The sequence below is a fragment of the Kitasatospora sp. NPDC030952 genome (assembly GCF_055571335.1).
This window is the reverse complement of record NZ_JBVIFM010000004.1, coordinates 392,294-404,529: the sequence shown is the minus strand read 5'-3', so window position 1 is coordinate 404,529 and position 12,236 is coordinate 392,294. Positions and strand designations below refer to the sequence as shown.

Annotated in this window: 9 protein-coding genes; 3 read left to right on the top strand and 6 right to left on the bottom strand. The window is 74.6% G+C overall.

The genetic code is table 11. From position 1 onward, the window contains the following. Nucleotides 1-206: 206 nt before the first annotated feature. Entirely contained in the window at nucleotides 207-3,119 is a 2,913-nt protein-coding gene (locus ACZ47G_RS11475) for a helix-turn-helix transcriptional regulator (RefSeq protein ID WP_465741356.1), read from the top strand. 115 nt (nucleotides 3,120-3,234) lie between these two features. Here ACZ47G_RS11475 and ACZ47G_RS11470 read toward each other — a convergent pair whose 3' ends face one another. After that, nucleotides 3,235-4,452 (bottom strand): alpha/beta hydrolase family protein, encoded by a 1,218-nt coding sequence (locus tag ACZ47G_RS11470; protein ID WP_465741354.1) that lies wholly within the window; start codon nucleotides 4,450-4,452, stop codon nucleotides 3,235-3,237. Nucleotides 4,453-4,579: 127 nt separating this feature from the next. On the opposite strand from ACZ47G_RS11470, the gene ACZ47G_RS11465 reads away from it, so the two are divergent. Next, on the top strand, nucleotides 4,580-5,224 hold the full coding sequence (locus ACZ47G_RS11465) for a TetR-like C-terminal domain-containing protein (RefSeq protein ID WP_465741352.1): 645 nt from the start codon (nucleotides 4,580-4,582) through the stop codon (nucleotides 5,222-5,224). A gap of 291 nt (nucleotides 5,225-5,515) precedes the next feature. Next, complete coding sequence (locus tag ACZ47G_RS11460) at nucleotides 5,516-6,235, top strand: dienelactone hydrolase family protein (protein WP_465741350.1); 720 nt, start codon at nucleotides 5,516-5,518, stop codon at nucleotides 6,233-6,235. 150 nt (nucleotides 6,236-6,385) lie between these two features. On the opposite strand, the gene ACZ47G_RS11455 is transcribed toward ACZ47G_RS11460, so the two are convergent. The 5 genes from ACZ47G_RS11455 to ACZ47G_RS11435 all read right to left on the bottom strand — a co-directional run bounded on the left by ACZ47G_RS11455 (nucleotide 6,386) and on the right by ACZ47G_RS11435 (nucleotide 12,091). Beyond that, a complete protein-coding gene (locus ACZ47G_RS11455) occupies nucleotides 6,386-7,558 on the bottom strand; it encodes a macrolide family glycosyltransferase (protein WP_465741348.1) in 1,173 nt (390 codons plus the stop codon). A 163-nt stretch (nucleotides 7,559-7,721) separates the two neighbouring features. Then, nucleotides 7,722-9,440 carry an ABC transporter ATP-binding protein gene (locus tag ACZ47G_RS11450; RefSeq protein WP_465741346.1) on the bottom strand — a complete coding sequence of 573 codons (1,719 nt, stop codon included), beginning with the start codon at nucleotides 9,438-9,440 and terminating at the stop codon, nucleotides 7,722-7,724. 7 nt (nucleotides 9,441-9,447) lie between these two features. Further along, nucleotides 9,448-9,708 (bottom strand): lasso peptide biosynthesis PqqD family chaperone, encoded by a 261-nt coding sequence (locus tag ACZ47G_RS11445; protein WP_465741344.1) that lies wholly within the window; start codon nucleotides 9,706-9,708, stop codon nucleotides 9,448-9,450. A gap of 65 nt (nucleotides 9,709-9,773) precedes the next feature. Then, a complete protein-coding gene (locus ACZ47G_RS11440) occupies nucleotides 9,774-10,208 on the bottom strand; it encodes a lasso peptide biosynthesis B2 protein (RefSeq protein WP_465741342.1) in 435 nt (144 codons plus the stop codon). Further along, nucleotides 10,205-12,091, bottom strand: a complete 1,887-nt coding sequence (locus ACZ47G_RS11435) for an asparagine synthase-related protein (protein ID WP_465741340.1) — start codon at nucleotides 12,089-12,091, stop codon at nucleotides 10,205-10,207. The genes ACZ47G_RS11440 and ACZ47G_RS11435 overlap by 4 nt, the downstream gene beginning before the upstream one ends. Nucleotides 12,092-12,236 lie beyond the last annotated feature (145 nt).

Genomic DNA, 12,236 nt, shown 5'->3' with positions numbered 1-12,236 from the left:
CAGAGTCGGTCGGACGCCAGGTCGACGCCCTGCCCGGTCCGGTCGCACGACGGCCCGGGCACCGTTCGGTCCAGTGCGCAGCGGGCCCTTCCAGGTCCGTCATACTGGACCTGACCAGGGCGTTCAGGCCGATGCGGGGGGTTTCCTCGGTGGATCCGGCTGCTGGGCGTGGGTGGGTGAGCGGTCCTCGGGGAGGGGAGACGGCGGTGGCGGACAGGGGCGTTCCCGGACCCGGGGGCTCGTTGGTCGGGCGGGACGACGACCTGCGGCGGCTCGGCGACCGGCTGCGGCTGGGCGCGGGCGGCGGGGCGCTGCTGCTGTCCGGGGAGGCGGGGGTCGGCAAGAGCGCCGTGCTGGACGCGCTGGCGGCCACCGCGCTCGCGGACGGCGCCCGGGTGCTCCGGGCCTCCGGCGTGGAGTTCGAGGCCCACTGCGGCTACTCGGGCCTCAACCAGGCCTTCTTCCCGTTCCTGGGCGCGCTGGAGCAGCTTGACGACGGGTTGCGTGACGCCCTGCGGGTGGCGCTCGGCTTCGCGCCCGGGCCGGCGCCGGAACACCTGCTGGTGGCCAACGCCGTGGTGCGGCTGCTCCAGACGATCGCCGACGGCGGGCCGCTGCTGTTCGTCGTCGACGACCTGCACTGGGTCGACCGGGCCAGCGCGGCGGTGCTCGGCTCGGTCGCCCGGCGGGTGTCCGGCCTGGGCATCAGCCTGGTCGCGGCGGCGCGCCCCGGCGAGCCGGGGGCGGACGACGGCCGCACCCCGCCCCCGTACGACCTGCCCCCGTACGACCTGCCCCCGTACGACCTGTCGCCGTTGGACCAGGAGTCGGCCGGCCGGCTGCTCCGGAGTCGATTCCCCGGGCTCTCCCGGGCCGCGCACCAGCGGCTGCTGACCGAGGCGGGCGGCAATCCGCTGGCCCTCCTGGAACTGCCCACCGCCCTGCGGCCCGGCACCGCGGATTCTCCCGCCGTGCCGTCCCTGAGCACCCGGCTGGAGGCGCTGTTCGGCTCCCGGGTCACCGGCCTGCCCGCCGCCTCCCAGCAGTTGCTGCTGCTCGCCGCCCTGGAGGGGACCGGCGACCTCCGGGTGCTGCAGGCCGCCGCCCGCCACCCCGGGGGCGGCCCCGGCCTGGACGATCTCGCGCCGGTCGAGCGCGAGCGCCTGGTCCGGATCGAGGAGGGCGAGCAGCGGCTGGCCTTCCGTCACCCGCTCATCCGCTCCGCCGTGGTGGGGCGGGCCCCGAGCCGCGAACGGCGGGCCGCGCACGCGGCGCTGGCCGCCGCCCTGGCCGACCGGCCCGAGCGAAACGCCTGGCACCTGGGCGAGGCCACCCTGGAGCCGGACGAGGAGGTCGCGGCGGTGCTGGAGCACGCCGCCGGCCTCGCCCTGCGCCGGGGTGACGCCGCCGGGGCGATGCGCACCCTGGTCCGCGCGGCCGAGCTCACCCCGGAGGGGCCGGACCGGGGCCGCCGCCTCGGGGAGGCCGCCTACCTGGGGGCGGAGTCCACCGGTGCCCTCGGCAGTGCCCGCCGCCTGCTGGACGACGCCCGGCAGGCCGCTCCGGCCGGCGAGGACTCCCTGCACTCCGCCACGGCCTCGGCCCTGCTGCTGCTCAACGGGGACGGCGACGTGGCCGCCGCCCACCGGCTGCTGACCTCCGCCGTCGAGTGCTCGGCCGGCACCCACCGGTACCGGGCCGACGACAAGGCGCTCGTCGACGCGCTGCACGTCCTCGCCGTGATCTGCTTCTTCGGCGCCCACGAGGACCTCTGGCGCTCCTACCACCGGGCCCTGGAACGCCTCACCCCCGAGCCCCCGGCCATCCTCACCGTTCTGGGGCGGACGTTCTCCGACCCCGCCCGCACCGGCGCGGACGCGCACCGGCAACTGGACGCCCTCACGGCCTCGCTGACCGACGGGAGCGAGCGGGCCCGGGGAACGGAGGCGGCCCGGGGAACGGAGCGGGCCCGGGGGATGGAGGAGGCCCGGGAAACGGAGCGGGCCTGGGGAGGGGACGGTGCCGACCCGGTGCGGACCACCCGGGTCGGCACCGGCGCCCTCTACCTCGACCGCCTCGGCGAAGTCCGCGAACCCGCCTGGCAGGTGGTGCGCAGCGGCCGCGAGGGCGGCCCGGCCCGGCGCTACATCTCCGCCCTCATCCACCTCTGCCTGGACGACTACCTCACCGGCGCCTGGGACGAGGCGCTCGACCTCGCCGGGGAGGGCCTGCGGGCCTGCGAGGACCACGGGTACAGCGCCTTCGCCTGGTACTTCCGGTACATCGAGGCCATCGTCCTGGGCGCCCGCGGCCACACCGACGAGAGCCTCGCGACGGCCGGCGCGGTCATCGGCTGGGCCGACCGCCACGGCGCGCCCTGCGCCGGGCACTACGCGCACCACGCCGCGGCCGTCGCGGCCCTGGGCAGCGGGGACTTCGCGCTCGCCTACCAGCACGCCGAGGCGGTCAGCCCGGCCGGCACCCTCCGCTCGCACGTCCCGCACGCGCTCTGGGTGGCCGCGCACCTGGTGGAGGCCGGCGTGCGCAGCGACCGGCGGCAGGAGGCCGCCGCGCACGTCCGCGCCATGCGGGAGACCGGCATCGCCGCCGTCTCCTCCCGGCACGCCATGCTGGTGGAGGCCTCGGCCGCGCTGTGCGCCGAGGACGATGAGGAGGCGCTGCGCCTCTTCGCCCTGGCCCTGGACACCCCCGGCGGCGAGCGCTGGCGCTTCGACCACGCCCGGGTGCGGCTCGCCCACGGCGAACGGCTGCGCCGGGCCCGGGCGACGACCGAGTCCAGGACGCCGCTGCGCGCCGCGCTGGCGACCTTCGAGGAACTGGGCGCCCGCCCCTGGGCGGACCGCGCGAAGACGGAACTGCGGGCGGCCGGCTTCGCCGTGGCCGAACCCGACGGGTCGGGCCACCACGGCCTGAGCGCCCAGAAGTTGGAGATCGCCCGGCTCGCGGCCTCCGGACTCACGAACAAGCAGATCGCCGAGCGCCTGTTCATCTCGCACCGGACCGTCGGCGCGCACTTGTACCAGACCTACGCGGCGCTGGGGATCACCCGCCGCACCGAACTCGGCGCCGCCCTCGGCGCGTTGGCCGAGGGCGGCTGATCGAGGGCGGCTGTCGAGGGTGGCTGTTCGAGGGTGGCTGTCGAGGCTGGCTGTTCGAGGGTGACCGGTCGCCGTCGACGGGGGGTGGGGATGACCGGTGCCCGGTCCCGCCGGATCAGGCCGAGGGCCCGGCGGCCGGGGCGAGGGTGGTGTCGAGCCAGTCGAAGGTGACCTGCTGGAACCGTGCCATGGCGCCCATGTGGCAGTGCTCGCCCGCGCCCTCGGCCTCGGGGAGGGTGACCAGGGTGTGGGGGCAGGTCAGCTCGGCGGCGACGCGCTGGGGCTGGCCGCGGAAGAACTGGTCGTCCTCGGCGTCCAGGACGAGGGTGGGGCAGTCGATGAGCTGGGCGACGCCGTCGAGGGTGTAGGCGGCGGTCTTGCGGACGTAGTCCGCGACGGAGTCGGCGCCGAAGGTCCACACGCCGTTGCGCAGGGCCCAGCGGAGCTTGGTGCCGGCCTGCATGAGCAGGGCCAGGACGGGCTCGGCCAGGTCGTCGCGCCCGGTCTCGACCCACTCGCTCAGGAACGGCGGCATGAGCCGGGTGTGGGCCTCGTGGTAGTCGTAGACGCCGTCGTCCAGGACCAGGGCGGCCAGCCGGTGTTCGTGGGCGGCGGCGCGGGCGGTGAGGTAGCCGCCGAGGCTGTAGCCGAACAGCGCGATCCGGTCGGGGGCGATCTCGGGGCGGGTGAGCGCGTAGTCGACCACCGGGGTGACCACGGCCTCCCAGTCCGGGCGGAAGACCAGCCCCTGCTCGCGCAGGACGGCGCCCTGGCCGGGCCCGTCGTACGCCAGCACGTTGTAGCCGCGGCGCAGCGCGGCCGCGCCGATGACGAAGTAGGCCTCTTCCAGGGTGGAGTCGAAGCCGCTGGTGAAGACGACGGTCGGGCGGGGGAGGCCGGAGTCGTCGACGAGGAAGAGGTACCCGGGCAGGGTGGTGTCCTGGTAGGGGATGCGGACGGCCTCGACCGGGGTGTCCAGGAGCCCCGCGGCGGTCGCGAAGGTCTCGCGGGAGAGCGCGGAGAGGGTCTTGACCTCGGGGTCGTGGGCGGGGTCGTCGCGGCGGTAGAACTCGGCGGTGCGGTAGTAGTTGGAGGCGCGCAGCAGGGCCTCGCGGGCGCTGACCCGGTGGCCGGCGGCGAGGGCGCGGGTGCCGACGGCGTGGACGCGCTCCGCGGTGTTCTTCCATTCGCGCAGCCAGGCCTCCTCGTCGCCCTCGCCGACCTTGCGGACGGTGGTCAGGACCTCGCCCAGGTCGGCGCCGCCGTCGTTGGCGAAGCCGGCCGCGCGCAGCGCCTCGAAGGAGAAGGACTCGTCCTCGTACAGGAATCGCATGGTGCACCCCGGGTGGTTGAGACGGAACCGTTAGTCGAGACGGAACGGGTCCGTCTCGCCTTCGAGATCGACGATAGACCCCGTCCAGTCGAGACGCAACCGTTCCGCCTCGTGTAGGTTCGGCGGTATGCCCAGCTCTCCCGCAGCGCCCCAGCCGCCGACCCCCGCGTCCGCCCCCGGCCGGCCTCCCGCCCGCAGGCTGCCCGGCGGGCCGGTCCTCCAGGACTCGGTGACCGAGGCGATCGCCGCCGCCTTCTTCGAGGAACTCGCGGCGGTCGGCTACGCCCGGCTGTCCCTGGAGGCGGTCGCCAAGCGGGCCGGCGCGGGCAAGGCCGCCATCTACCGCCGCTGGGCGTCCAAGCTGGAGATGACCGTCGACCTGGTCTCCGCCGTCGCCGTCGACGCCTCCGGGAGCACCGACACCGGAACCCTGCGCGGTGACGTCCTGGCCTTCCTCACCGAGGTCGCCGGCGCGCTGAACCAGCCGCTGGCCGCCCGGATCATCCCCGACCTGATCGCCGAGGGCGGCCGCACGCCCGAACTGGCCGAGGCGCTGTTCGCCGCCGTCCGCGACACCCGCCGCGGCAAGGCCACCGAACTCCTGGAGCGGGCGGTCGGCCGCGGCGAACTCCCCGCCGACGTCGACCGCGAGCTCGCCCTCGACCTGCTCGCCGGCCCGCTCTACTGGCGCCTCGCGGTCGTCCACACCCCGACCGCCCCCGACTACCTGGACCGCCTCACCGACAAGGTGCTCGCCGCCTTCCGGGCCTGACCTCAGGTTGTCTGAGGACTTACCTTAGGAGTGGCCGTGAGCGGAAAGCAAGGCAAGCCTTACCTGTCTGCGCGTCAGGTGGAGGTCGAGGCGAGCGGGCCCCGGTCGGCCGCGCGGAAATCCCTTTGGCGGCCCCGGGTGACCGGTGCTACCTTTCCGGAGGCCGTGCGAGAGAACGAGGAGGTGGTACCCGTGAACGCAGTAACGACATGGGTGCTCCCCTCCGGGGTCACGGTCGGGCGGTAGGTCGTCCGGGAGCGCCGTTCCAGTGCACTCCCGAAAGGCACGACCATGCAGTTCACTTCCGAGCAGCGCCACGACGACGGCGTCCTCGAACGCGAATTCACCCTCGGCGAGATCCCCGGCACCCTGTGGACGACCGGATCCGCACCCGCCCCGCTGATCCTGATGGCCCACAACAACGGCCTGCCCCGGCGCGAGCCCCGGCTGGCCGCCCGGGCCCGGCACACCGCCGCGCAGGGCTACGCGGTGGCCACCATCGACGCCGCCGGGTGCGGCGATCGGCCCCGTTCCGCCGCAGCCGACCAGGCCCGCGCCGACCTCCGCAAGGCGATGCAGGCCGGCGAACCGGTCGACGAGATCTTCGAATCCCTCGTCGGCCCGCTGGTCGAAGGCGCCCTCCCGGAATGGCGCACCACCCTGGACGCCCTGCTCGAACTGCCCGAGCTCGCCGGCCCGGTCGGCTACTCGGGCTGGACCGCCCTCGGCATCCGGCTGGCGGTGGCCGATCCGCGCATCGCGGCCGCCGGCCTCTTCGCCGGCGGATACGTGCCCCGCGCCCAGCGCGAGGAGGCCCGGCAGGTCACCGTCCCGCTGCTGTTCCTGCTCCAGTGGGACGACGAGGGGAACCCCCGGCAGCGGGCCCTGGACCTCTTCGACGCCTTCGGCAGCAAGGAGAAGACGATGCACGCCAACCTGGGCGGGCACGTCGGCACCCCGTGGTTCGAGCTGGAGGACGGCGGCCGGTTCTACGACCGGCACCTGAAGTGACGCCGGGCCGCCGCACCGGCGGCCGACGGTAGCCGGTGACGTCCGCCACCGCCCGGCACGGCGGGCGGTGGCGGACGTGTGATCAGGCCGTGGGCCCGGTCAGGCCGTCAGCCGGGTCTGGCCGTCAGCCCGGCCGGGCCGTCAGCCCGTTCAGACCAGCGCGGCCTCGACCAGGTCGGCGGCCCTGGGCGCGCCGGCGTCCGCCCGGACCTCGGCGCGGAGCTCGGCCAGCCGGGCCGCCACGGCCGGGTCGGAGGTCAGCTCCAGTACGGCGGAGCGCAGCGCGGTGGCGGTGGCCTGGTCGGTGTCCACGCGGCGGGCGACGCCGAGTTCGACCAGCCGGTCCGCGTTCTCGAACTGGTCGGCGGCCTGCGGCACCGCGACCATCGGCAGCCCGCAGTACAGACCCTCGCTGCACCCACCCATCCCGGCGTGGGTGATGAACGCGTCGGCCTGCTGCAGCACCGCGAACTGCGGCACCCACGGGTGCACTTCGACGTTGGCCGGGATCGGGCCCAGCTCGGCCTGGTCGGTCGCCTTGCCGACCTGGAGCACGACGTGCCAGCCGGGTAGGTCGCCGAAGGCCTCCAGACAGGCGCGGTAGAAGGCGGGCTGGTGGGTGAAGGCGGAGCCGAGCGAGACCAGCAGCACCTTCTCCGCGCCCTGCGGCCGGGTCCAACTCCCCTGGTGCTCCCGGTTGTCCAGGCAGGGCCCGGCGAAGGAGAACACCTCGGGGTCGACCTCCTCGATCCCGGACTGGAGCGCCCGCGGGATCAGCGAGATCCCGCGGTCCGGCCGCATCATGTAGGTGAAGATGTCGCGGGGCGCCACCCCGTTGTCGGCCAGCCACCGCGCGAAGCGCTCCGTGACACCGTCCGCCTCCAGGGCCTTCATGATCGTCCGGAACGGCTCCGCATCGAAGTCCCCCCGGGCGACCCTGGACGGCGAGACCAGCAGGGACGGCACGTCCCAGTCGTCGGCCAGCACCCGCCCCGCGTACGCCATGAAGTCGTACAGCACGAGGTCGGGCCGGTCGTCCTCGAACACCTCCCGCAGCCGCGGCAGCATCGCCTGCGCCTCGTCGAAGATCATGCCGTGCACATTGGTCCCGGGCGCGACCGCCGCCCCCTGGAGGACCGTCAGGCCCGTGTCATGCGGCACGAACCGGGCGCCGGTGGCCTCGATCTGCTCGGCGAACGACGGGTCGTTCACGTAACTGACCCGGTGGCCGCGGGCGACCAGCTCCCGGATCACGTCCAGGCTGGGGTTGACGTGGCCGTGGGCCGGGATGTTCACCATGGCGATGTGTGCTGGGTGGGGCATGTCGGTACCTCTTCTCGTACGTCGTCACGCGTTCTGCCATCGATGTCTGACGTTACGTCAACTCATTCGCCGGGACGCGGGCAGGGTGGGGCGGTCCCGATCGTCCTAAGCCAGGCCTGGGAGGAGACACAGGAGATCCACGGCCGGATCCGGAAGACGGGGCCTACCTCCGTCCGGAGAGGCGGCGGAAGTCCGGTTGGGTGCGTAGGAGTTCGGTGTACGTTCCGGCGGCGGAGGCGGTGCCGTCGGAGAGCATGATGACGCTGTCGGCGGCCTCGATGGTGGACATCCGGTGGGCGATGACGAGGAGGGCGCACTCCTTCCGCAGGTTGTGCAGGTTGACGGTCAGGGCGGCCTCGTTGGCCGGGTCCAGGTGGGCGGTGGGCTCGTCGAGCAGCAGCAGTCGGGGGCGGGCGAGGACGGCGCGGGCGATGGCGATCCGCTGCCGTTCGCCGCTGGAGAGGCGTACGCCGCGTTCGCCGACGTCGGTGCCGAGGCCGTCCGGCAGGCGCTCCACCTTCTCGGCGAGGTTGACCAGGTCGAGGACCTGCCAGAGCCGCTCGTCGGTGGCCTCCGGGGCGGCGTAGCAGAGGTTGTCCCGCAGGGTGCCGTGCAGGATCGGGCAGTCCTGTTCGACCCAAGCGAGGTGGGAGCGCCACTCGGCGAGGCCGAGGTCGGCGGCGGGCCGGCCATCGATGCTCAGGCTGCCGCTCCAGGGCTCGTAGAACCGGTTGATCAGGGCGAAGGTGGTGGACTTGCCGGCCCCGGACGGGCCGACCAGCGCCACCAGGGCGTGCGGCGGCACGGTGAGGGAGAGGCCCTGGAGGACGGGGGCGTCCGGGCGGTAGCCGAACCGGAGGTCGCGGATCTCAAGCGCGGGGGCAGGCGCCGGGCCCGGTTGCCGGGACGGGGTGGCGCGGCCGGTCGCGGTGGCGGCGCCGTCCTCGACGGGGAGCTCGTAGACCTCGCGGATCCGCTCGGCGGAGCCCTTGGCCCGGTTCACCGAGGCGATGCCCTCCATCAGTTCGGTGACCGGGCCGGTGAGTTGGGTGGCGTACAGCAGCATCGCCACCAGGGCGCCGAGCGACAGGGCGCCCTGGTCCACCCGGGCGGTGCCGAACAGTAGAACCAGGATGAACGCGGCGTTGATGGCCAGTTGGGCGGTCGGGGCGACCGCGGCGGTGAGCCGGGCGCTGCGCACCGCCGCGTCGTAGGCGCGGTGCGCGAGCGTGTCCAGGTGGTCGATCTCCCGCTGTTCGGCGCGGTTGGCCCGGACGGTGCGCAGCGCGGACAGGGCGCGCTCGAGGCCGGCCGAGATCGCGCCCACGGCGGTCTGCAGCGCCGTGGAGGAGCGGCCGATCTCCGCCGACAGCCGGTTGATCACCAGGCCGCAGGCGACGAGCACGCCCAGGATGAGCAGCATCAGGAGCGGGTCCAGCACGAGCATGGCGGCGACGCTGCCCAGGGCGACGCACAGGTTGGTGGTGATCTGGACCGAGACATGGGTCAGCGCCTCCCGCAGGACGACCACGTCCGTCGAGGCGCGGGCCATGAGATCGCCGACCCGCAGTCGGTCGAAGGCGTGCATCCGGACCCGCAGCAGGTGGGAGATCAGGCCGGTCCGCATGCCCAGGACGAACCGCTCGCCGGTGCGCTCCAGCAGGAAGGCGGCGCCGGCGCCGATCAGCGCCTGGGTGAGTAGCAGCAGGACCAGCACGCCGCACGGGAGCAGCAGCGGGCGGTGCGAGGTGACGGCGTCGACCACGCCCTTGGCGGCCAGGGGCTGGGCGACGCCCACGGCGGCGGCGGTCAGGGTGAGGAGCAGGGCGGCGCTCAGCGGGCGACGCTGCCCCCGGGTGAGGGCCCACAGCTGTCGGAGCATCGTGGGGTCAGCCGGTCTCGACCAGCCCGGAGGAGCGGAGCCGTTCGGTCATCTCGGTCAGGTCCTGGTGCGCCTCGGTCGGGGCGATGCCGAAGTGGGCGGCGAACTCCTCGGCCACCTGGTCCACGGTGCCGCCGTCCAGCAGGCGCCGCAGCGCGTAGGCGCCGGTCTGGTTGAGCTGCCAGTAGTGGCCGGTGCGCTGGCTGAGCAGCACGGCTCCGTCGTCCGTGTCGGTCGACACGGTGTGGGAGGTCAGGCGGAGCGTCATCGGGCTCTCCTCGGGAGGTCGGGGTTTGCGGAAGCGGGCTGTCCGGCCGTCAGTCCGTACGGTCGTCAGTCCGTACCCGAGGGCTGCTTGGGCGCGACGGTGACCAGCGGCCGGAAGTAGCCGTCGGGGTACGGCTCGTCGATGACCCGGCCCTCCGCCTCGACCCAGGCGTGGGCGGCGAAGGGCGTGGTGCGCACGCCCGCCTGCCAGGTCGGCCAGACGCCCCGGAACCGGCAGAGCAGGGCGGTGGCGATCGAGCGCTGGAGGCAGTTGTGGACGGCGCAGCGCAGGCTGACCGCGACCACGGCGGCGCGGGCCTCGGAGGCCTGGGCGGCGCTGCCGGCCCGGGCGCCGGTGCTCAGCAGCCCGAGGACGGCCCGCAGGCGGTCGGGTCGCAGGGTGGCCAGCGGCCGGGCGATCGCCACGGCGGTCAGCGGCAGCAGCCGTCGGTGCAGCGGCAGCCGGGTGCGGGCCCGGAGGGCGTAGGGCGGGCTGGTCACGGCGTCTCCTCGCGGTCGGGGGTGCGGAGCGGGTGGCCGGTGCCGCTGAGGGTCGGACCGGCCGTCGCCCGGAGTGCGGTGGGGCGGGCGGCGATCTCCCGCAGCCACAGTTCGGCGCCGATGGTCGCCTCCAGCTGGGCGGACCAGACGTCCGCGGTCCGCGGCGGGGTGATCAGGGTGGTCCGGAGCCGACGGGGGTCGATCAGGCCGCGGCGGGCCAGTTGGGAGTCCTCGAAGAGGTCCAGCAGATCGGGGACGTGCTCCTGGAGGGCGCGGTCGACCGGCTCCTCGCAGTCGCCCTTGGTGGTCCGGTCGAGGATCACGTCGGGCACCAGCCCGCGCATCGCGGTGGCCAGCACCGGCTTGTACTGCCAGGGGCTGTAGCGCTCGTGCGGGTGGATCGCCAGCACGGCCTCGACCACCCGGTCGTCCAGGTAGGGCAGTTCGAGCGGCAGCCCGGAGGCGGTGTACTCGCGGCAGACCAGCCGCAGCACCGGGCCGGCGCTGCGCAGGGCGGTGAGGGCCTCGTGCTGTCCGCGGTCCCGGGCCAGCGGGACGACCCGGTCGGCCACCTCGCGGAAGACCGTCCGGGTGGTGCGCACCGCGTCCCCGGTGGCCCACGGCGTGGCCGGGAGCCGCTCGCCCCAGCCGAGGGCCGGGGCCCGGGACGGCGGGGTGGTGCGGGCGAGGTCGTCGGCGCACTGGCGCCACCAGGTGCCGAGGTCCCCGCCGCGCAGCAGCCCGGCCAGGCTGGGCAGCAGCGGCCAGCTGTTCAGCGCCCGGTGGGCGCTCAGCTGCCGCCAGGCAGTGACCGGCCGGCGCAGGAAGAGCGTGCGCAGGTAGGCGGCGCCGCCGGTGAACAGCTCGTCGGCGCCGTGTCCGGCCAGGTGCCGGGTGGCGCCGTGTTCGACCAGGTGCCGGATGCCGAAGCGGATCGCGTTCATGCCCCGGGTCGCGGCCCGCGGGGCCTCGGTGTCGACCGCCCAGTAGGGCGGGGAGAACACCGGCGGGGCGGCGGTGTCCGGCAGGGTCAGGTGCTCGGCGTGCGGCAGCAGGCGGGCGGCCTGGCCGGCGTACAGCGGGTCGTCGTTGATCGCGCTGCCGCCGGTCCAGCAGAAGGTCAGCAGGTCGGGGTGGTGCTCGGCGGCGAGGAAGCAGAGCGAGGTGGAGTCCATGCCGCCGGAGAGGTCGGCCGACAGCCGGCCCCGGTCGGGGCTGCGGAGGGCCACCGCCTCCCGCAGCCGCTCGCGCACCGCGGCGGCGCCCTGGGCGAGCGGGAGGTCCGGCTCCGGCGGCTGCCACCAGCGCACCGTGCGGGCGGGGCCCTCGCCGGGGAGCACCAGGCAGGAGTCGGGGGCGACCTGCCGGACGCCGCGCCACCAGCTGCGCTCGCTCAGCGGGGCGAACAGCATGCCGTACGTCACGCTCGCGGCGATCAGGTCCTCGTCCGGGTCCGCGCCGGTCAACTCGGCCAGGACGTCGGCCCGGTCGGCGGCCACCGGTACGTCGCCGACGCGGGCGGTGTACACGGTCCGGGTGCCGGTGACGGTGCCCTGGAAGCGCACCCGCCCGTGGACGGACGCCACCAGGTGGGTGTGGCCGGGGAGCCGGCGGGCGAGGGCGTCCAGGTCGGACAGCTCGCGCACCGATCCGGTCAGGGAGTCGAGGTGTTTCTGCGGGACGGGGCTCAGGCCGTAGACCGCCACCCGGACCGGACCGGCCTCGGACACCACCAGGTCCTCCGGCGACCACGAGCCGGCCAGCCAGGGCCGTCCGGACGCGTGGCTGACCAGGCGCGGTGCCGTGTCGGCCAGCCGACGGTGGGCCCGAGCACCGTCCGGGGAATCCGGAAAGACCACGAGGTGGTCGTTGAGCGACTGCACCTGTCTACCCCCAGGGATCACGGCGGCTCCGTTTCCCGGAACCGTGCACCACCCGGGGAAGGGGGCACAACCGGGCAAGGTCCACTTCCCCCCTGGAACGCGCCATTTGGTCAACGGCGAGGCCGGGTAAATCATCAGGCAATCA

Bases quoted from the DNA above. Each gene is read 5' to 3' on its own strand.
- ACZ47G_RS11470 (WP_465741354.1), bottom strand. From the start codon at position 4,452: ATGCGATTCCTGTACGAGGACGAGTCCTTCTCCTTCGAGGCGCTGCGC.
- ACZ47G_RS11450 (WP_465741346.1), bottom strand. From the start codon at position 9,440: ATGCTCCGACAGCTGTGGGCCCTCACCCGGGGGCAGCGTCGCCCGCTG.
- ACZ47G_RS11460 (WP_465741350.1), top strand. From the start codon at position 5,516: ATGCAGTTCACTTCCGAGCAGCGCCACGACGACGGCGTCCTCGAACGC.
- ACZ47G_RS11445 (WP_465741344.1), bottom strand. From the start codon at position 9,708: ATGACGCTCCGCCTGACCTCCCACACCGTGTCGACCGACACGGACGAC.
- ACZ47G_RS11455 (WP_465741348.1), bottom strand. From the start codon at position 7,558: ATGCCCCACCCAGCACACATCGCCATGGTGAACATCCCGGCCCACGGC.
- ACZ47G_RS11465 (WP_465741352.1), top strand. From the start codon at position 4,580: ATGCCCAGCTCTCCCGCAGCGCCCCAGCCGCCGACCCCCGCGTCCGCC.